Origin of the sequence: Tumebacillus flagellatus, from assembly GCF_000714935.1 — a bacterium.
GTDB lineage: Bacteria > Bacillota > Bacilli > Tumebacillales > Tumebacillaceae > Tumebacillus > Tumebacillus flagellatus.
The window spans coordinates 1-20,278 of record NZ_JMIR01000018.1; the positions used below are offsets into that span (position 1 = coordinate 1).

Sequence of the window (20,278 nt, forward strand, 5' to 3'; positions counted from 1 at the left end):
CGAACCAACATCTGGACGTCGGCTCCAACACCATCACGGTGGTGGTCACGGCGGCAGATCATTCAACCAAGACGTACACCTTGACCGTCATTCGCGCAGGTTCCAGCAACAACGACCTGAGCAATTTGACAGTCAGCGCGGGCACCCTTGATCCGGTCTTCGCTGCGAAAACCGTTTCCTACACGGTGAATGTCGGCAACGAAGTCACCGATGTAACCGTCACTCCGACGGTTGCTGATTCCACCGCGACCGTAACCGTGAATTCGAAGGGTGTCGCCAGCGGCGATGCTTCGCAGCCGATTGCTCTGCATTCCGGCGAGAACATCATCACCGTGACGGTCACCGCTGAAAACGGAACGCCGAAGACGTACACGATCACCGTGAACCGCGCTCCGTCCGGCAATGCCGACTTGAGCAACCTGCAACTGAGCAGCGGTGCTCTGAAGCCTGTCTTCGCTTCCGGAACGATCGCGTACACCGCAACGGTGGGCGCATCGGTCAACAATTTGACCGTCACCCCGACCACTGCTGATTCCAACGCGACCGTAACGGTAAACGGTGCAATCGTCGCCAGCGGTCAAGCTTCTTCTGAAATCAAGCTGAAAACCGGCGAGAACCCGATCACCGTCGTGGTCACCGCGCAAGACGGCACGACCAAGACGTACACCGTGACGGTCACCCGCACTCCTGCGCAAAACAACGGGGGCGCAACTCCGGGAACCGGAAACGGTAACGGAAACGGCAAAGTGACGGTCGTGGTCACCGGCGGCGGTTCCAATCCGGGCTCTTCGATGGAAGACCTGACGAAGAAAATCGGCTCCACCCTGAACATGTCCGCGACGATCCTCGGCACGGACGGCAAACCGCTGAACCTGCCGGCCATCCCGATCGACAGCAAAGGCACGTTCCAACTGCCGAACGTTCCGGCCGGCACGTACTCGATGGTCTTGAACGTGGTCGCTCCGAACGGTGAAAAACTCGCCGGTCAAAAAGCGACCCTGACGATCGACGGCAGCGGCTCGGCCACCATCCAAATTCAATTGATCGACCCGTTCGGCGTCGTCCGCGATTCGATCACGCACCAACCGATCGACGGTGTCAAAACCACGCTGTACTGGGCTGACACCCAACTCAACCGCGACAAAGGCCGCACGCCGAACACGCCTGTCCCGCTTCCGGAACTTCCCGACATGGCTCCGAACCAAAACCACAACCCGCAAACCACCCGTGACGGCGGTCAATACGGTTGGATGGTCTACCCGGATGCCGATTACTACATGATCTCGGAAAAAGACGGCTATCTGCTCTACGACAGCCGCCAAGACCTCCGGGATGAAGCGCAAGGCGACACGAGCTACATCCGCAACGGTCTGATTCACGTCGGGCAAACGATCGTGCAAATGAACTACGACATGACGCAAGCGTCTGCCGCTTCCGGTGTCCACAAACCGTACATCTACGGCTACCCGGACGGCACGTTCGGCCCTGACCAACACCTCACCCGCGCCGAGTTGGCGGCGATTCTCGCACGCCTGCTGCCGGATGACGCCGGCAAATCGGCAACGCCGAACTTCACCGACCTGCAAACTTCGCACTGGGCGTACAGCTCGATTGCGAAAGTCTTCGGTCAGAAGATCATGATCGGCAATCCGGACGGCTCCTTCCGTCCGGATGCAGAAGTCACCCGTGCCGAAATGGCAGTGGTCATCGCGAAGCTCAAACAGCTTCCGACCGCTCTGGACACGAACTTCTCCGACATCGGCAGCCATTGGGCGCGCCAATTCATCGCCCAGGCGGAACTCGCAGGTTTTGTGACCGGATACCCGGACCAAACCTACCGCCCGGACCAAGCGATCACCCGCGCCGAAACGGTTGTGATCATGAACCGCGTGCTGGGGCGCCACGTGCAACACGTCGACGCACCGTCCCTGTGGTCGGACGTTTCCCCGGACTTCTGGGGATACGCCGAGATCATGGAAGCGGCGCAAGAGCATGACTACCAACTGCTTCAAGACGGCACCGAAGTCTGGAAGCAAAACTAATCAACAAAAAAGCTGACGTCCTCAGGACGTCAGCTTTTTGTTAGGGCCGGCAGAGCAATAATCTTCGAAATCACCTGTTCCGCCGGCATCGGACGGAAGTAGATAAAGCCCTGCACCAAGTTGCAACCGTGCTTCCAGAGAAAATCCACCTGTTCCTCCGTCTCCACCCCTTCGGCGATGACTTCCAAGCCGAGGGTTTGCGCCATGGCGATGATCGTGGAGACGATCGGAGCTTGGCTGGTTCGGGATTCGATGCTCTGCACAAAGGAACGATCAATTTTGAGGGTTTGAATGGGGAATAAGTTTAAGTACTGCAGAGAGGAATACCCGGTGCCGAAATCGTCGATCGAGATGGAGATGCCCAGTTGGGACAAGTGGGTCATCGTGTCCTTGACTCGTTCCACGTCCCCCATGACCACGCTTTCGGTGATCTCCAATTCCAAAAGCTTCGGCGGCAACCCGGTCTGCCGGAGTTTGTCCAACACTTGTTCGACGAAGTCCTCTTGGTGAAACTGCATCGCCGACACGTTCACCGCCACCCGCAAGGGATGGCCTTCGTCTTGCCAAGCCTTCGCCTGCTGACAAGCCAACTCCAGCGCGATCTCGCCGAGCTTGATGATCAGCCCCGTCTCTTCGGCAAGCGGAATGAAGTCGCCCGGTGAGACGACGCCGCGCTCCGGGTGCATCCAGCGAATCAGCGCTTCCACGCTGTCGACGCTGCCGTTTTGAATGTTGACTTTGGGTTGGTAGTACAACACGAAGTCTTTGTTGGCGACGGCGATCCGCAAGTCGGATTCCAACGAAAACAGCTCGGCGGGGTCGCGGTCGGAATGGCTGTAGATCTCGATGTGCTGGCGGCTGAGCTTGGCTTTGTGGACGGCAGCGCCCGCGTGTTTCAACAGCGTCTCCGCGTCATGGGCGTGCGTCGGATACAGCGCCACACCCACATGCGGGGTCATGAACATCTCTTTGCCCTCAATATCGAACGGTTGACCCAATGCATGCAGCAAGTACGAGAGAGTGTCCATAATGTCCGCGAACGTCTTGCGGTCCGAAATCAAGACGGTGAATTCGTCCCCGATCAGACGGGAGACGACGAGCCCCCGCGCGGAACACTCCTCTTGCAGACGCTCTGCCACCTTGATCAGGAAGCGGTCGCCGAACGCATGCCCGAACGAGTCGTTGATGTTTTTGAAGCGTGAAATATCCAAATATAACAAAGCTGAAATCGTACGGTTCTTCTGCGCGCGAACGATCGAGTCTTCAATCGCCTGCGTCATCCATCGCCGGTTCGGCAGCCCCGTCAGATCATCGTGATACGCCATCCGCTTCAAGCCGTTTTGCATCTGGTTGAATGCGGTCACGTCCTTGATCATCCCGTAGACGCCCACCACTTCTCCATTGACGAAGATCGGAAGTTTGAGCGCTTGCACTTCGACTTCTTCTCCCCGCACGTTCAGCAAACGTGTCTCATAGGTTCCCGTCGTCAGGCCCAATTTGGCCAGGCGGAACTTCTCAGCCGAGAGCTCGCGGTCCGCCTCGGAAACAAGCTCCAGAAACGGCCGGTACAGCAACTCCTCCAAACTATGGCCCGTGATCGTGCCGCACGCTTGGTTCAGCGACACCAACCGGCCCTCCAGATCGAGCGAGAAAATCGCATCAGGATGATGATCGAACAGCGAGCGATACCGCTGCTCGCTCTCTTCCAACAGTTGCTTGGCAAGTTTGCGTTCGCTGATGTCCCGTCCGATGCAGATCACGTGTGTGAGGTTCCCCGATTCATCGAGCACCGGCGAACCCGTCACCTCGGCGTCAATCCAACCGTTGGCAGACAAAAACCGCGTCTCGAGCCGAATCGTCGATTGCGTGTCCAGCACGTTTTGAAACATCGCTTCGGCAAGTTCCACATCCGCTTCATGCACAAAATCAAAAGCGCTCCGGCCCACGGCTTGGCTCGCATCCACGCCCAAGACGTTCATATATGAAGGAGAGGCGTACTCGATCACAGCTTCTCTGGTCAAAACGGTGATGATGTCGGTCATATAGTTGCTCATCTGGTCTAGATGGTAGGACAGAACCTTGAGCGCGCTTTCATCCACGCTGTCTCTGTTCTTGACCATATTCGAACCCACCCCTTCCCCACCCTCTGTCACTCTCGCACTACTTCGACAAAAAATCCAAACTTCCTCCATTCATAAACCATTAATAAACCGGATTAATCCCCGAGAAGAGAAAAAGCTGACACCCTACTGGGCATCAGCTTTTCTTCCTTGCGGGCAAGCGTTCAATATAGGAACGGGACAACCGTTCCAATTCCAAAACTTTGGTCATGGAAGAACTGTACTCCTCGGTACCCTCTTGGCGTTCATGGGATTGGAGGTTGATCGTCACAGAGCCGTCCGACAGATACAGCAGATCGTCTTGCACAAACGACCCCGTCGGCAGGTAGAACAGTTCGCCGATGCGGTTGTGCGTCTGGTTGAGCAAGTCTTGCCCGAAGTGAATCTGGTCGCCAAGCGAAATTCCAAGCAAGTTGGCGAGCGTCGGCAGCGTGTCGACTTGACCTCCGACGTTATGCAACGTTTCGCCCTTGACGCCCGGCACGTGCATGATCATCGGGATGTTCAACATGTCGGTCGTGTCGTACGGATGCCCGGTCAACTTGGCGATCGCTTGGCGGTCTTCCTCCGACGCCGACTCGGCGTGAAACGCGAAGTGGTCGCCGTAGAGCGCGATCACGGTGTTGTCCCAGAGGCCGTTTGCTTTCAACTGGTCAAAAAACGTCCCCAGCGCCGCATCGGTATAGTGTACCGCATGCAGGTAATCGCCGAGCATCGTGCCTTGGTCTTCCGCCGGCACTTTCAAGTCATCGGCACCGTCCGGCAGTTTAAACGGATGGTGGCTGGAGAGCGTGACGTAGTTGGCGTAGAAGGGCTGGCCGCGGTCGGCGCGCTCCTTCAAGAGCGGAATCGACTTGCTGTACAGCACGTTGTCGCTCGCGCCCATGCCGATCACGTCGTCGCTGCCGAAATAGGATTTGTCATAATACTGGTTGTAGCCCATGTTCGGATACATCTGGTTGCGGTTGTAGAAACTCGCATCGTTGACGTGCATGGTGAACGCGTCGTACCCGTTGCTCTCAAGCAGTTTCGGGAGGCTCGGGAAGTCTTTGTCCTTGTAGATCGTCGACATCGCGCCGTTCTCCAGCGGATACAGCGACGTGTTGGTGATGAACTCGGCGTCGGACGTGTTGCCTTGCCCGATCATCGAGTTGAAATGGTCGAAGTACAGGCTTTCCCCGAGCAACTTGTTGAGGTTCGGGGTGATCTCTTGCCCGTCGATCTGCTTGCCGAGCACGAAGTTTTGGAACGACTCCAACTGGATGACGATTAGGTTCTTGCCTTTCGCCGCCCCGAAATCGCGCAGTTGCGCCGGGTCGGTGATCTCCTTGAGGTCGTTGATCGTGTCTTGCGTGATCGGACCGGTGTCGTACTGGTTGCTGCGCGTCTCCTTGATCGCTTGAAACGCTTCGGCGTTGAGGAGCCCGACATCCTTGGCGAGCTTCGACGGGTCGAGCGAGTCTTGCTCGCTCTTGGCGTAGATGTTCCACGTCGACACCAAGAGCGAGAGCGCCAGCACGACGCCCCAGACTTTGCGCGGGAACAGCCCCGGCGTGGTGAAAATCGGTTTGCGGATCACCGTCAGCACCAGCACGACCAGCAAATCGATGTACATGATCGCATCGGTCGGGTTCAACAGCACCGCGATCGAATCTCCCACCGATTCGGCTTCACCGAGCAGATACAGCGACTCAATCGGCGGAATTCGGTGGAACTGCCGGTAGTAGACCAGCACCGCCAAGTAGATCGTGGAAAGCAGGAAACTGAGCAGGAAATAGACGACGTTCTTGCCCCGTCGGAACAACAGTTCCACCAGCCCGAACAACAGGACAAACGCACTGAGCTCCACCCCCACCACGCTCCAAAACGTGGTGTCTTCGTACATCCACTGCCGCACGTGCAGGGATTTCAGGATCATAAACACCGTATAGAAGACAAAAGGGCTTCGCAATACCTTCAGCAACAATGGCTTCATGGTTTTGTCAACCTTCTTTTCGTTAAGATTGCCCCCTAGTGTACCAAACCCAGATGACGAAATCATGTTGAACGCAAAAAAACCCGGCATCGCCGCCGGGCCTTTTTTTACCAGAGAATTTATACGGTTTTGACTGTCTGCATAACATCGCGGGCGAAGCGCTCCATCTCTTCCAGTTGCGGAGAGAATTGCAGGAGCAGCAGGTCGACGCCGGCTTCCTCGTACTCGCGGATCTTCGCTTGAATCTGCTCCGGCGTGCCGATCAGCGCCGGGCGCAGGCCGCGGTTGGAGACGCTGTAGTCTTGGAGCGTGATCTGCTGCTCCAATTGCGATTTCGACGTGAAGTCTTGGAAGCCCGCGTAGCCGCTGAGGTCGTCCTTGACGTCGGTGATGCGCGCCAATTCCGCTTGCGCTGCTTCTTCGGTGTCGCGGCAGATGATGTACGCCGCCATGCCAAACGATGCGAACGGCGGGAGGCCGGCGTCGGCGCGGCGTTTTTTCATGTCGGCGATCTTGGTGCGGACTTCCTCCACCGTGCCGCCGTGCATGACGTAGGCGTCGCAGGACTCGGCGATCAGTTTCTTGCCGCGCTCCGATTCGCCGCCCGCGTAGAGGATCGGGTTCGGGCGCTGCACCGGCTTCGGCGACAGTTTCGCGTTCTCCACGTTGTAAAAACGGCCCTGGTACGAGAAGGTTTCCTGCGTCCAGAGACCTTTGAGCACGTCGACGAATTCCTGCGTGCGCTCGTAGCGCTCGTCATGCTCGGCAAAGTGGCCGCCGTACTGGCGCGCTTCTTCCGCCCACCACGCCGAGACGATGTTCAGGGTGAAGCGACCGTTTGAAATCCGGTCGATGTTCGCCGCTTGCTTGGCGCAAACCGCCGGGTTGTGATAGCCAGGACGCACGGCGGTCATGATCTCGATCTTCTCGGTGACGGCGGCGAGCGCCGCGGCGGTCGACCAAGCTTCGAGCACGTCTTGCTCCGGGCCTTTGATGTCGTTGAGGTAGAGCTCGGCGATCAGCGTCGTGGAGAAGCCCCACTGCTCTGCTTTTTGAATGACTTGTTTTGCGTAGTCGAAGGTCGGCGGCATGTTCTCGTCGTCCACATTGCGCAGCCATCCGCCGAAGATCGGCAACCAGAATCCGTATTTCATCTCACTCACTCCCTTACGTGTTCGATTCTCAGCAGCAGTTGCAACCCAATCCGTGGCGATGGTGCAACGGGTCGGCCGCAGCGGCGATTTCCGCTTGCGGCGACGTGATTTCCCGGACGTATCGGGTCAATTCCACAGTCATGTCATAGTAATTGAACGGCGTGATCAAGTAGAGGCCGTTGAAGTGTTGAACGGCGACGTCGAGCAGTTCCTTGGCGATCTGCACGCCTTCGTGACGGGCTTCCACGCCCTCGAAGCGCTTGATGCGCTGAAGCGTCGACTCGGCGATTTTGATCCCCGGCACTTCGTTGTGCAGAAACTCGGCGTTGCGCGGGCCGGTCAGCGGCATCACCCCGATGAAGATCGGCACCGGGATGTGCTTCGTGGCTTCGCGGATCGCCAGCAGCGTCTCCGCGTCGTACACCGGCTGCGTCATGATGAAGTCCGCGCCCGCTTCCACTTTGCGCTCCAAGCGGGCAATCGCCGGTTCCAAGTTGCGCACGTGCGGGTTGAACGCGGCTCCGACGACGAAGCGGGCTTTGTTCTTCATTCGACGCCCGGAGAACGCAATTCCTTCATTAAGTTGTTTGACCATGCGAACCAAGTCGAACGAAGAGAGGTCGAACACCGAAGTCGCCCCCGGCAGGTCGCCGACGCGCGCCGGGTCGCCGGTGATGACGAGCACTTGGTTCAGCCCCAGCGCATGCAGGCCCAAGAGATGCGATTGCTGCCCGATCAAGTTGCGGTCGCGGCAGGCGACGTGCGCGATCGCCTCGATGCCGAGTTCGCGCTTCAAGATCGCGCCGAGCGCCATGTTGCTGACGCGGGTGGTCGCCAGCGAATTGTCGGCGAGCGTGATCGCATCGGCGCCCGCTTCTTGGAGCGCTTTGGAGCCGGCGATGTACTTCTCGATGTCGAGATCGCGGGGCGTGTCGTATTCGACGATGATCGTGTGGCGCTGCTTCACCAAGTCGACGATGTTGGCGGTCGGCGGGAATTCGATGCGCGGGGTCTCGCGCTCCGGCGTTTCCACGCGGGTTTGCAGCACCGGGTTGATGCGCGGCACGCGCTTTTGGCCCGCCACGGAGTCGGCGATGGCTCGGATGTGTTCCGGCGCGGTGCCGCAACAACCGCCGATCAGCGCGACGCCTTGGTTGAGCAAGCGCGTCGCATAATCGCCAAAGTAGGCGGCGTTTGATTTGTATTGAACTTTGCCGTCGATCATGCCGAGTCGCCCGGCGTTCGGGTAGACGGAGATCGGCATGCCTTCGGGCACGATCGCTTTTTCCAAGGAGCCGAGCATTTCGGCAGGACCGAGGCGGCAGTTGAGGCCGACGACGTCGGTGCCCGCCGCTTGGAGCTGGCGGAACGCTTGCGTCAGCTCATAGCCGTCGCGGGTGCGGCCGACTTCAAGAAGCGAGAGTTGCGAAATGATCGGCGTGCCGCTCGACGCCGCCAGCGGGCGGATCACATCCAAAGCGAGCAGCAGCTCTTCGAGGTCGTAGAAGGTCTCGAGGATCAAGCCGTCCACGCCCTCATGAAGCAGCGCGACCGCTTGTTCCTCGTAGATGTCGCGGTACTCTTCCCACTCCGAGCCGCGCACGCGCCCGGCGAGAATCGAGCCGACGGAGCCGATGACGAACGCCTCGCGCCCCGACTCTTCCACCGCTTGACGGGCGATCTGCACCGAGGCGCGGTTGATACGCGTCGTGCGGGTTTCCAACCCGTAGCGGGCGAGCGAATCGCGGTTTGCCGCGTAGGAATTCGTTTCGATGACGGTGGCCCCCGCCTCCAGGTACGCCGCGTGCACGTCCCGCACCCAGTCCGGCTCCGTCAAACACAACTCTTCGGTGGACGCGCCGATCGCATTGCCCTGCAAATAGAGCAGAGTCGCCATCGCGCCGTCCCCGACCAACACATCAGACCGCAAACGCGCTCGAAACGCATGCTGTGAATTCACTTGGTTTTCCACCCCTTCTTCTGCTCGTGTGAGTTCGAAAAAATAAAAAGAGCCTCTTCTCAGGCGTCCAAGAAGAGGCTCATTGTCGATAACAATGGAAACAGATCCTCTCTTATCTGCCAAAACGAACTCGCGGTCGTTTTGCTGGAATTAGCACCATGTATTGCAATGAATACCGGTTGCCGAGGTTTCGCAGGGCCAGTCCCTCCACCTCTCTGGATAAGAGTTGCTGTATGAAGTTTGTGAACATTCAACCTTGTTTAGCATACATCGGATGTCTACCCCTGTCAATGAAAAAGGGCGGAACCTCCGCGGCCCCGCCCTTTTTTCCAAAAAACGAACTGGCACGCGCGTACCGGCTCTTAGTTGTAATTCACCCACACGCTCTTGATCTGCGTGTAGTTCTCCAGCGCGTACTGCCCCATCTCGCGGCCGATGCCGGAGTGTTTGTAGCCGCCAAACGGAGATGCGGCGTCGAACATGTTGTAGCAGTTGATCCAGACGGAGCCCGCTTTCAGCGAGTTGGCGACGGTGAACGCCGTTTTCATGTTCTCCGTCCAGACGCCCGCAGCGAGGCCGTAGGTGGAACGGTTGGCGCGGCGCACGACGTCTTCGATGTCGTCAAACGGCATCGCCGCGACGACCGGACCGAAGATCTCCTCTTGCGCGATCGCCATGTCGTCTTGCACGTCGTAAAACACCGTCGGGCGAACGAAGTAGCCGCGCGCGAGGTCGCCTTCGCCGCGCTCGCCGCCGATGGCGATCTTGGCGCCTTGCTCCAGCCCTTTTTCGATGTAGCCGGTGACGCGGGTTACCTGCTCTTCGGAGACCAGCGGCCCCATCTGGGTTTTCGGGTCGATCCCGAAGCCTTGGCGGACCGAACTTGCGTGCGTGACCATGTCGGAGAGCACGTTGTCATACTGGCTTTTGTGGATGAACAGGCGCGAACCCGCCGAGCAGACTTGGCCTTGGTTGAAGAAGATCGCCTGCATCGAGCCGCGTACCGCACGGGAGAAGTCGGCGTCCGGGAAGATGATGTTCGGCGATTTGCCTCCGAGTTCCAGCGACACGCGCTTCAGGTCGACGGCGGCGTTGCTCATGATCAGCTTGCCGACTTCGGTGGAGCCGGTGAACGCGATTTTGTCCACGTCCGGGTGCGTGACCAGCGCGTTGCCCGCCGTTTCGCCAAAGCCCGGCACGATGTTGACGACGCCCGCCGGGAAGCCCGCTTCTTGGACGAGTTTCGCGAGGTAGAGCGCGGAGAGCGGCGTTTGCTCCGCCGGTTTCAAGACGACGGTGCAGCCGGTCGCGAGCGCCGCGCCCAGTTTCCACGCCGCCATCAACAGCGGGAAGTTCCACGGGATGATCTGCCCGACGACGCCGATCGGCTCGCGGCGGACGTAGTTGTGCATGTTCGGCACGTTGACCGGGATCACGTCGCCGTGAATTTTCGTCGCCCAGCCCGCGTAGTAGCGGAAATGTTCGACGGTCATCGGCACGTCGAAACCCTTGGCTTCGGAGATCGGCTTGCCGTTGTCGAGCGATTCGATCTCCGCGAACACGTCGGAGTCGCGCTCGATCAAGTCTGCCAAGGTGTAGATCAACTTCGCGCGCTCCGCCGGCATCATGCGGTGCCACGGGCCCGCTTCAAACGCGTCGCGGGCGCACGCGACGGCGCGGTCGATGTCTTCCTTGTCCCCTTCGGCGACGTACGCGAGGATTTGGTTGTTCGCCGGGTTGTAGACCGGGAACGTTTTGCCGGAGACAGAATCGACGAATTGACCGCCGATGAACATTTTTTTCACGGTCTTGGATTTGACGAAATCGACGGTGCGCGGGTTGAGTTTATGAGAAATCGCTTCCACTTGGTGAATCCCCCCTGTCCTTCTATGTACAGCCTTCTAGAAGATATGAGGGGATCTGACAAAAAAGACCCGCTCGCGTGAGGGCGGCGGGTCTCTTTCTTAGAACGAGTTTTTGACGACGATTTGGTCGAGGCCGAAGCGGGCGGACGGACGAGCCGGTTCTGCCGCTTTGCCAAGCGAGATCAGGACAGACGGGATGTAGCGGGACGGCACGTTCAGCGCTTCGACGATTTTCTCTTTGTCAAAGCCGCCCATCGGGCAGGTGTCGTAGCCGTAGGCGCGGGCTGCCAGCATCAGCTGCATCGCGATGTACGACGAGTTGCGGATCGCTTCGTCGCGCGCGCCTTGCGGGTTGTTGTCGTACGCGGCGTTGATTTGGCTGAGCAGCGTGTCATAGACGTCTTGCGGGACGAAGCCTGCGTCCAGCGCCGGTTTGAAGACCGGCACCGCGTTTTTGTCCGCTTCGAGATCGCCGAGCACGAGGATGACGGCGGACGCATCGACGACTTGACGTTGTCCGTAGGCGATCGGGAGGAGTTTTTCCTTGACGGCTTGGTCGGTGATCACGACGAGTTTCCAGTGTTGCAAGTTCCAGCTCGACGGCGCGGTCGCCGCCAGTTCGAGGATGGCGTTCAGTTCGGCTTCCGGAATTTGATGGGAAGCGTCGTACTTCTTGACAGCGTGACGCTCGCGCATCACTTGTTCTGCGGTTGCTTGGTTATGTACGGATTGGCTCATGGGTGCACGTCCTTTCGCATGATTCGTTTCTAGAGTACCCAGTTTCGTATCGATCATAACAAAGTCGCTTTCCTTTGTAAAGTAATGAGATGGTAAAGCGCCATCTGTGTCGTTCTGTGTTCGTTCTGTGTTAGTATAGGAGGGAATGAAGCAGGAGGTTACAGATGGCGGATTACATTTCGGATTTGCGGGCGATGGTCGGCAATGCCCGCGTGATTGTAAACGGCGCGTGCGTCATGGTGTTCGACGGCGAGGGTCGTTTGCTGTTGCAACAGCGCCGAGACAACGGTCTCTGGGGATTGCCCGGCGGCCTGATGGAACTCGGGGAGAAAATTGAGGACACCGCCCGCCGCGAAGTATGGGAAGAGACCGGGCTGCGGCTTGGGAAGCTGGAGTTTTTCGGCGTGTACAGCGGCAAGGAGCGCTTCGTGGACTTGCCGAACGGGCATCAGTTGGCGATGGTGCGGTTTGCGTTTACCTGCCGCGAGTACAGCGGGACTTTGCAAGCGCAACCGGATGAGTCGCTGGCGGTCGGCTGGTTTGCGCTGGACGATCTGCCCGAGAACTTGTTCCCCAACCAGCAGGAAGTGATTGACGATCTGCTCTCCGGCAAGCCGACTCCGATCCTCGATTGAGGAAAAAACGACCCGCCCGCGAGGCTGGGTCTTTTTTTCGGAAGGTTTCGGGAAGTCGTTGTTGAACTAGTGGTTGAACGTTCAAACAGTTGACAGGAGGACAGCTCAATTATGCCCATTCCTTTCAATAGGAAGTCTTTTCCGCTCTACCCGTTGACCGCTCTCGGCACCGCCGCGATGATCTATGCGCTGGTGAATTCCCAGTGGCTGCATCCGTCGTTCTTCATCACGCTGGCGTTGATGTTGGCGCTGGTTGAACTGTTTCCGATGCGGGTTGGCAAAATCAATTTCGCGTTCACGTTTCCCATCCTCTATGCGATGCGCTTTGCAAACGACGCCGAAGCGACGCTGGTGATTTCCGTGTTGATCGTGGCTTCGATCAACATGATGCAAGGCAAACCGTGGCAGAAAATTCTGTTTAACATGTCGACACGGGCGGTGGCGCTGCTGTTGGCGCAATTTGCCACGATGCTGTTGCCGCACTTCGTCGGGACGGCGCACACGGTTCCCAACGCCATTCTCGATCTGTCGGTGTCGTGCTTCGTTTTTTCGACGGTGACGACGCTGCTGGTGCGGTGGTATCTCTATGGAAACGCCGACCCGCGTGAAAAGCATATGTCGTATTTGCTGTTGTGGTTCGTTTCGGTGACGATGGGCATCTTGTATGACGGGTTGATGCTGTGGATGGCGTATGACCCGGCGTACGCCGGGCCCGGCTATGTGGGGACTTTATTCTATTTCATTCCGTTGGTCGCCGTGACGTATGTGGTGCATTTGTTGACGAACTTGACGCGGGCGAACAAGTCTCTGGAGACGCTGTTCGTGGTGTCGCAGTCGATCAACCAGCAAAACGACTTGCCGACGATGTTGTCGCAGGTGATTTCCGAAGCGAAGAAGTTGGTCGGCGGCTCGCACGGGATGCTCTATCTCGTGGAGTCGGACGGGACGCTCAAGCGCGTGATCGGCACAACAAACGTCAACCCGCTCAAGCGCATCCCGATGCAGGTCGGGATCGTCGGACTCGTCGCGCACACCGGAAAGCCGATGCTGATTCACGATGCGGAGCGCGACACGCGGGTGTTGCGCACGGAGACGCAGGAAGACACGCGCTCGCTGCTCGTCGTGCCGATTCACATCGAAGACCGCGTGGTCGGCGTCATGTCGCTTGGCAAACAAGCTCCCTATGCGTTTCGCGATGACGACCTCAAGATGATGACGATCTTCGCGACGCACGCGGGGGTGGCGATGCGAAACGCGCAGTATATCGAGGAGCAGGAAAAACGCCTGCTCTTGGAAGAGCGCAACCGACTCGCCCGCGAGATTCACGACGGACTGGCGCAAGATTTGGCGTCGGCGATTCTGCAAGTGGAGATGTTGAAGCGCAACGCGCCGCATGAGATGCAGAAACCGTTGATCGACTTGCAAGAGAGCGTGCGCAAGACGGCGACGATGGTGCGCCACTCGATTTACTCGTTGCGCCCCGCACCGTACACGCACGTCGGCCTCGTGCCTGCGCTGCGGGCGCACTTGGATGAAGTGCGGGCGGCGACGGGCATACAGACGCACTTTCAATCGAAAATCTGTGCAGAGAAGCTGCCGTCCAAAGTTTCCCAGACAGTGTTTGCAATTTGCACGGAGGCGGTGAAGAACGCCGCGAAGCACTCCAAAGCGACCGATCTGTGGGTGACGCTGGAATGCGACGGGACGACGGCGATGTTGCAAGTCAAAGACAACGGGGTGGGCTTCCACTTCGGACAGGCGATCTTGCAAGCTGCGGACCGGAAGAGTTTTGGGATTGAGAACCTGCACAGCATCGCCGACGATGCCGGAGGGATGCTCGATTTCGTGACGGCGCCGGGCGAAGGGACGCTCGTGACGCTGGAAATCACACTTGAGGAGGAAGAGAGCGATGAGTATTCGCGTGTTGCTTTGCGATGACCATACGATCCTGCGCGACGGATTGCGCAACCTGCTCGAGGGCGAGCCGGATCTGGACGTGGTCGGCGAAGCATCCGACGGTCACCAAGCGATCGAGGCCGTGCGGGAGTTGCAGCCGGACGTGGTGTTGATGGACATCAACATGCCGGGCATGGGCGGCTTGGAAGCGGTCGAGAAATTGACGGCGGAGATGCCGGACATCCGGATTCTGATCTTGACGATGTACAACCAAGAAGAGTACCTGTTCCGCACGATCCGCGCCGGAGCGAAAGGCTATTTGTTAAAAGACTCGCCCGTTTCGGAAGTGGTGGAAGCGATTCGCAAAGTGATGAGCGGCGGGTCGGTGCTGAACCCGAGTCTTACGGACAAGCTGCTGGCGTCGTACCGCGAGCCGAAGGAAGAGACGGCGGAGAAGCTCTCTCCCCGGGAGTTGGAAGTGTTGACGGCGCTGGTGCAAGGGCTGTCCAACAAATTGATCGCCGAGCAGTTGTTTATCTCGGAGACGACGGTGAAGCTGCACATCAGCAACATCTACCGCAAGCTCGGCGTGAAGAGCCGGTCGCAAGCGATCATGTATGCGGTACGGGAAAAGCTTGTGGTGTTTTAAGAAAAAAAGCCCCTTTCGCAACCGGAGACGGATCCGGGCGAAGGAGGCTCTTTTTTTGTTCGCTGTCGGGCTGGGCAGTCGAGTTTAGTCGACACCCAGCACCCAGCCTTCCATGCCCGCCCGCTTCCGTTCTTCGTCGTTCAACTTCGGGTGGAAGAGAGGGAGCAATTCGTCTCGCTGATCCAATTCGGCCAGCGCCGTCACGCAAGCCTCGGCGTCGTTCTCATCGGTGCGTTGTCCGCGGTTGTAGAGCGTGGGGTACACCTCCACGAGCACATGCCCATGCGCCGGGATCTCCCAACCGTCAAACGGCCACGCGTGCAGCAAAATCCCTTGCTCGCGGCAAAAACGGCGCAGGTGCGCGAGGTACGGCATCCCAAACAACGACTGCAACCCGACCGCTCCGTTGCCGCCCAACTGATAGATCGGCTTCAGACTCCGATTGCGCGTTTCCACCAGTCGACGTTCCGGCAGCCTCAGTTCCGCGTGCGGGAAGTTCGGTTTTTTCACCTGCGCGCGGAAGTGAGCCCCCCAGAACGGGCCGGTCGAGTGTCCGGTGCGCGCGGCGATCACGGCGTTCGCTTGCGCCGCCCAGTCGCGCGGGTTCCACTCCGACAGACACGACGCCGCCGACTTCAACAGAGCCAGCAAGTCGTCCCACGACCGCTGCGTCTCTCCCGTCACCGCCTCGTAAAACCCCAGAGGAAAACTGTAGCTGTGATCCACGCCGAGCAGAATCCGCTTCTCCCCCGCCCCTTGCAACAAGCCTTTCCACGCTCCAAAAAGCGACGCCCGCGTATGATGCACAAGCGTCACGTCCCGCCCGTCGCCCTTCGCCAACACGATGTGCTTGCGCTGACCCGCCAACGTCTTCGCCCCGCTGTAATCGGCAAACGCGTACCAATCAAACATCCGACCCAAACTTCTCACGCTCCATCTCTTGAATCACCGTCATGCGCTCGGCGAGGTTCGAGCAGTGAAATTCCCACTGCACGCCGTCCGGGTCGAGGAAGTTGACCGCCCGCCCGATTCCGCGCATCACCGGCTCCCGCACGATCGGCACGCCGTGCGTCCGCAAGTGCGCCACCGCTTCGTCAAACTCTTCCAGCGAGACGGTCAGCGCGATGTGGTTGACGCCCTTCTCCCCTTGCACGTTGGCGTTCGACGGTTTCTCCGACACGCAAAACCATGTCGGCCCCGATTCCAAATAGGCGTAATCCTTGCCTCTCTGCACGAGCTTCATCCGCAAGATCTCTTGGTAAAAAACGAGCGAATCCGCCAAGCTTTCCACAAACAGCGTCACATGATTCAATCCGCGTGTGGTAAACATACAAGCCCTCCCTCTACTTCCTGTACTTCCCGTCGGATGTATAGTACAATGACGACGACATTTTGGCGAGAACGTGTTGAGGTGATTCCGACTTGTTTGCAGCATGGAGACGTATCCATCAGGCGCTGGACGCCGTTTCTCTTTTTTCCCGTGTGGCGCATCTGCCGTACAGCTTGTGGCTGGACAGCGGCGCGCACGGCCGCTACATGATTCTCGCATGGGACCCCGTGCGGCAGTTGGACTTGCGCCATGACGACGCGGAGTGTCCGTTTGCCGCCCTCGATCGTCTGACAGCCGAAGCTCCGACTCTGAACGACCTGCCTGTCGACGCACCGCCCTATCTGACCGGCGTGCTCGGTTTTCTCGGCTACGAGCTCGGCTGGAACTTGGAGCGCATCGGAGAACCCAAACCCAACCCGCACCAAATTCCCGACGGCGTGCTGATCCTCCCCGGCAAAGCTCTCATCCTCGACACCTTGGAAAAAACCACCTGGGTCGTCGCCGTCACCGAAAGCGCAAACGCCGAGCAAGCGGTGGACGAACTGCTGGCACAAGCGCTGGCGTCGCACCGCGAATCGAGTCAAGCAAGCAAAGCGAGCGAGTCGGCACAATCTGCCGCATCGGCAAATCCTGCCGCATCGGCAAGTCCTGCTGTTTCGGCAAATCCCGCCGCGACAGTCAACTCCGACGCCGCGCTTCCCCGCGTGCTCCGCCCGCTGCGTCCCGAACTTTCCAAGGCGGATTATCTGGAACGCATCCGGCGCGTAAAGCACTACATCCGCGAGGGCGACATCTTCCAAGCGAATTTCACCTACCAGATCGCCGTCGACGTCGCCGACGCCGATCCGTGGGCGCTCTACTTGCATCTGCGCGAGACGAACGGCGGGCAGTATGCCGGTTATTTCAACATCCCCGGCTATGTGATCCTCAGCGGTTCGCCCGAGTTGTTCCTGCGCTGGGATCAGACGGACATCGAGACGATCCCGATCAAAGGCACGCGCCCCCGGGGAACGGACGCCGCCTCCGACCTCGCCCTGCGGCAAGACCTCGCGACCAGCGAGAAAGACCGCGCCGAACTGCTGATGATCGTCGATCTCGAACGCAACGACCTCGGCAAATTCTGCCGCCCCGGCACTGTCGAAGTGCCCGTGCTGTTTGATCTGGAAGCGCACCGCACCGTCTGGCACCAAGTCGCCGTCGTGCGCGGGAAACTGCCGCCCCGCATCTCGGCGGGCGAGATCCTCAAAGCGACGTTCCCCGGCGGCTCGATCACCGGCGCGCCGAAGATTCGCGCCATGCAGATCATTCACGAATTGGAACTCTCGCGCCGAGGCATCTACACCGGTTCGCTCGGCTTCCTCGACGCGCGCGGCTTGGCGGGCTGGAACATCGCCATCCGCACGATGACGTTTACGGACGACCGGGAAATTCGCCTCTACGTCGGCGGCGGCATCGTGGCGGACTCCGACCCCGAGGACGAATACGCCGAAACGCAAGTCAAAGCCCGCGGCATGCTCCGCGCCCTCGACGCCTGGTCCCAAGGCCGCATCCGTCCGGACTGGTACTGAAAAAAGCCCAACACGTCACCGTCGACGCGTTGGGCTTTCTCAATTCTCTGCTTTCGATTTTCTGTTTCCGATTACTTCGTGCTCACCGGCTGCCCCGCTGCGTGAGCCAGCACATTCTCGATCATCCGCAGCCCCAACTGGTTGCGGGCGCTCATGATCGACTCCGGGTGGAACTGCACCGCCGAAATCGGCAGTTCGCGGTGTTCCACGCCCATCACGATGCCGTCATCCGTCACGGCGGTCACGCGTAGGCTCTCCGGCACGTCGGCCGCATAGAGCGAGTGGTACAGCCCGACGGTGAACTGCTCGGGCAGACCTTGGAACATCGGGCTCGCCCCCTGTTGCTGAACGGTTGCAGGCTTCCCGTGGCGCGGGATCGGCAGTTGACCCAGCGAGCCGCCAAAGTGCTCGACGATCCCTTGCAGCCCCAAACACACGCCGAAGACCGGAATCTCCCGCTGCAAGCAAAGCGCGATCGTCTCGCCAAGCTGAAACTGCTCCGGACGACCCGGCCCCGGCGAGAGCAGCACGAGGTCGAACGTTTCTCGGGCGTCTTGCAAAGTTTGCCGTGCCAACGGCGAACGCAGCGTGACGACGTCGGCACCCGTTTGGCGGAAGTAGTTCGCCAGCGTGTGCACGAACGAATCTTCATGGTCGACAAACAGCACGCGCTTGCCCGCGCCCGGACGGTACGGCGGGCGGCCGGTCAACTTCTGCGGTTGATACCGGTTGCGGACGCTGCGAATCGCTTGCACCAGCGCCGCCGCCTTGGTCAGCGTCTCCGTCTCTTCGTCCTCCGGCACCGAATCGTACAACACCGTCGCGCCGACGCGAATTTCCGCGACATCGTCCTTGATGCGAATCGTGCGCAGGGTGAGTCCGGTGTTCAAATCGCCGTTGAACGTCAGATACCCGACAGCGCCGCCGTACCAGATGCGCGGCGCGTGCTCGTTCTGCTCGATCCAACGAGCCGCCGCCGGCTTCGGCGCGCCGGTGATCGTGACCGCCCACATGTGCGTAATAAACGCGTCGAGCGCGTCATACTGCGGTGCCAACTGCCCCTCGACATGGTCGACGGTGTGAATCAAGTGCGAGTACATCTCCGTCTGACGGCGACCGATCACTTTGACGGAGCCCGGCACGCAGATGCGCGACTTGTCGTTGCGGTCGACGTCGGTGCACATCGTCAGCTCCGACTCGTCCTTGCGCGAGTTCAACAGCTCGCGGATGCGGTCGGCATCTTCCACCGCATCGGCTCCGCGCTTGATCGTCCCGGAGATCGGGCACGTCTCGACGCGGTCGCCCTCCACGCGCACGTACATCTCCGGCGACGACCCGACGAGGTATTCGTTGCCGAGGTTGATGATAAACCCGTACGGGCTCGGGTTGATCTGCTTGAGCTTGGTGAACACTTCGGACGGGCGTTCCGCGCAGCGTTCAAACAGCGATTGCGTCGGCACCACTTCGAACATGTCGCCCCGGCGGAAGTGATCCATCGCCCCGCGCACGATGTCCGCATAGCGGCCCGGCACATACTCCGGCAGCGGTTCGTTCGGGAACTTCCGCTCCGTGTCGCGGCCCTCGCGCGGCAAACCCGACGTGCTGCGGCCGTTCACTTCAAATTCATAGCGCAGACGATACGCCAACCCCATCTGGTGGTCGACGACGGTTAATTCGTCCGGCAAGAACAACACGAGATCGGACTGCTCCTCGTCGCGCCGCTGCTTCAATTCCATCGGCTCCAACTGATAGATCAAGTCGTAGCCAAACGCGCCGTACAACCCCAAGAAGCTGTCGTCATCCGACGCAAACAGCTCTTGAAACGCGCGAATCACCGTAAACACAGACGCTTGGCGGCTGCGCTGTTCTTCATAAAAAAACGCATCAGACTGGCGGATGGTGCCTTGCAACAAAGTGGAAGTTCGCTCGGAGAGGGAGATGTCCGGGTGGGCATCTAAAAAATCGCCGACGAGGCCCATCAGGACCTCGCCGCGCGAATTGAGCGCTGTGAGGGTGAAGTTCCGGCCTGAAGCAGACGCTCGCACCTCCAACGCCGGATTGAGAAACCCGGTGTCCCAACGGGAGTATCGTCCCGGATACTCATACGAACTGGAGAACAACGCCCCGCGCCGCGAGTCGATCCCGTGCAGGATGTGCTCGACGGCTCCTTGCACCTCCACTTGCTCCAACGTGCGGGAGATCAGGATGCCTTCGCGGGTGGTGTAGGTCTTGACTTCAGAATCCAACTTCAAATTGGAAAGAATGCTCATGGGAAATTTCCTCCTCTGTGATAGGAGGACAACAGAACATATGCTGTTCACTAACCTCTACTCTGCTGTCCTGACT

The 20,278-nt window shown here is 59.3% G+C and carries 14 protein-coding genes and 1 riboswitch; of the genes, 5 read left to right on the plus strand and 9 right to left on the minus strand.

Annotated elements, in window-relative coordinates:
* On the plus strand, positions 1-2,042 hold a 2,042-nt coding region (locus EL26_RS23790), incomplete at its 5' end, for a cadherin-like beta sandwich domain-containing protein (protein WP_173424622.1).
* Positions 2,043-2,071: 29 nt separating this feature from the next.
* On the opposite strand, the gene EL26_RS12730 is transcribed toward EL26_RS23790, so the two are convergent.
* From EL26_RS12730 to EL26_RS12755, 6 genes are all read right to left on the minus strand, one after another.
* Entirely contained in the window at positions 2,072-4,162 is a 2,091-nt protein-coding gene (locus EL26_RS12730; RefSeq protein WP_052036321.1) for a putative bifunctional diguanylate cyclase/phosphodiesterase, read from the minus strand.
* Positions 4,163-4,298: 136 nt separating this feature from the next.
* Positions 4,299-6,137 (minus strand): LTA synthase family protein, encoded by a 1,839-nt coding sequence (locus tag EL26_RS12735; protein WP_038089335.1) that lies wholly within the window; start codon positions 6,135-6,137, stop codon positions 4,299-4,301.
* A gap of 119 nt (positions 6,138-6,256) precedes the next feature.
* Positions 6,257-7,291, minus strand: a complete 1,035-nt coding sequence (locus EL26_RS12740) for an LLM class flavin-dependent oxidoreductase (protein WP_038089338.1) — start codon at positions 7,289-7,291, stop codon at positions 6,257-6,259.
* Between the two features lie 28 nt (positions 7,292-7,319).
* Positions 7,320-9,251 (minus strand): bifunctional homocysteine S-methyltransferase/methylenetetrahydrofolate reductase, encoded by a 1,932-nt coding sequence (locus EL26_RS12745; protein ID WP_052036333.1) that lies wholly within the window; start codon positions 9,249-9,251, stop codon positions 7,320-7,322.
* Positions 9,252-9,360: 109 nt separating this feature from the next.
* Positions 9,361-9,477: riboswitch (SAM riboswitch) on the minus strand.
* 136 nt (positions 9,478-9,613) lie between these two features.
* The gene (locus EL26_RS12750) at positions 9,614-11,116 is read right to left on the minus strand and encodes an aldehyde dehydrogenase family protein (protein ID WP_038089340.1); all 1,503 of its coding nucleotides are present in this window, start codon (positions 11,114-11,116) and stop codon (positions 9,614-9,616) included.
* Positions 11,117-11,215: 99 nt separating this feature from the next.
* Complete coding sequence (locus tag EL26_RS12755) at positions 11,216-11,854, minus strand: nitroreductase family protein (protein WP_038089343.1); 639 nt, start codon at positions 11,852-11,854, stop codon at positions 11,216-11,218.
* Between the two features lie 164 nt (positions 11,855-12,018).
* On the opposite strand from EL26_RS12755, the gene EL26_RS12760 reads away from it, so the two are divergent.
* The 3 genes from EL26_RS12760 (at position 12,019) to EL26_RS12770 (ending at position 15,034) form a co-directional block, all read left to right on the plus strand.
* Positions 12,019-12,489, plus strand: a complete 471-nt coding sequence (locus EL26_RS12760) for an NUDIX hydrolase (RefSeq protein ID WP_038089346.1) — start codon at positions 12,019-12,021, stop codon at positions 12,487-12,489.
* 111 nt (positions 12,490-12,600) lie between these two features.
* Entirely contained in the window at positions 12,601-14,427 is a 1,827-nt protein-coding gene (locus EL26_RS12765; protein ID WP_038089348.1) for a GAF domain-containing sensor histidine kinase, read from the plus strand.
* A complete protein-coding gene (locus EL26_RS12770; RefSeq protein ID WP_038089351.1) occupies positions 14,399-15,034 on the plus strand; it encodes a response regulator in 636 nt (211 codons plus the stop codon). Before EL26_RS12765 ends, EL26_RS12770 begins: the two co-directional genes overlap by 29 nt.
* Before the next feature lie 84 nt (positions 15,035-15,118).
* Here EL26_RS12770 and EL26_RS23795 read toward each other — a convergent pair whose 3' ends face one another.
* Together EL26_RS23795 and EL26_RS12780 are read right to left on the minus strand one after the other, a co-directional pair.
* Positions 15,119-15,946, minus strand: coding sequence for a hypothetical protein (locus EL26_RS23795; RefSeq protein ID WP_052036322.1), 828 nt, complete (start codon positions 15,944-15,946; stop codon positions 15,119-15,121).
* Positions 15,939-16,364 carry a VOC family protein gene (locus EL26_RS12780; protein WP_052036323.1) on the minus strand — a complete coding sequence of 142 codons (426 nt, stop codon included), beginning with the start codon at positions 16,362-16,364 and terminating at the stop codon, positions 15,939-15,941. The genes EL26_RS23795 and EL26_RS12780 overlap by 8 nt, the downstream gene beginning before the upstream one ends.
* 92 nt (positions 16,365-16,456) lie before the next feature.
* Here EL26_RS12780 and EL26_RS12785 point away from each other — a divergent pair, with 92 nt between their 5' ends.
* Positions 16,457-17,932, plus strand: a complete 1,476-nt coding sequence (locus EL26_RS12785) for an anthranilate synthase component I family protein (protein WP_052036324.1) — start codon at positions 16,457-16,459, stop codon at positions 17,930-17,932.
* Positions 17,933-18,003: 71 nt separating this feature from the next.
* Here EL26_RS12785 and EL26_RS12790 read toward each other — a convergent pair whose 3' ends face one another.
* Complete coding sequence (locus tag EL26_RS12790; protein WP_038089354.1) at positions 18,004-20,202, minus strand: anthranilate synthase component I; 2,199 nt, start codon at positions 20,200-20,202, stop codon at positions 18,004-18,006.
* Between the last annotated feature and the right edge of the window lie 76 nt (positions 20,203-20,278).

Coding starts and splice junctions, on each gene's coding strand:
- EL26_RS12730 (WP_052036321.1), bottom strand. CDS start 4,162: ATGGTCAAGAACAGAGACAGCGTGGATGAAAGCGCGCTCAAGGTTCTG.
- EL26_RS12735 (WP_038089335.1), bottom strand. CDS start 6,137: ATGAAGCCATTGTTGCTGAAGGTATTGCGAAGCCCTTTTGTCTTCTAT.
- EL26_RS12740 (WP_038089338.1), bottom strand. CDS start 7,291: ATGAAATACGGATTCTGGTTGCCGATCTTCGGCGGATGGCTGCGCAAT.
- EL26_RS12755 (WP_038089343.1), bottom strand. CDS start 11,854: ATGAGCCAATCCGTACATAACCAAGCAACCGCAGAACAAGTGATGCGC.
- EL26_RS12760 (WP_038089346.1), top strand. CDS start 12,019: ATGGCGGATTACATTTCGGATTTGCGGGCGATGGTCGGCAATGCCCGC.
- EL26_RS12765 (WP_038089348.1), top strand. CDS start 12,601: ATGCCCATTCCTTTCAATAGGAAGTCTTTTCCGCTCTACCCGTTGACC.
- EL26_RS12770 (WP_038089351.1), top strand. CDS start 14,399: ATGAGTATTCGCGTGTTGCTTTGCGATGACCATACGATCCTGCGCGAC.
- EL26_RS23795 (WP_052036322.1), bottom strand. CDS start 15,946: ATGTTTGATTGGTACGCGTTTGCCGATTACAGCGGGGCGAAGACGTTG.
- EL26_RS12780 (WP_052036323.1), bottom strand. CDS start 16,364: ATGTTTACCACACGCGGATTGAATCATGTGACGCTGTTTGTGGAAAGC.
- EL26_RS12790 (WP_038089354.1), bottom strand. CDS start 20,202: ATGAGCATTCTTTCCAATTTGAAGTTGGATTCTGAAGTCAAGACCTAC.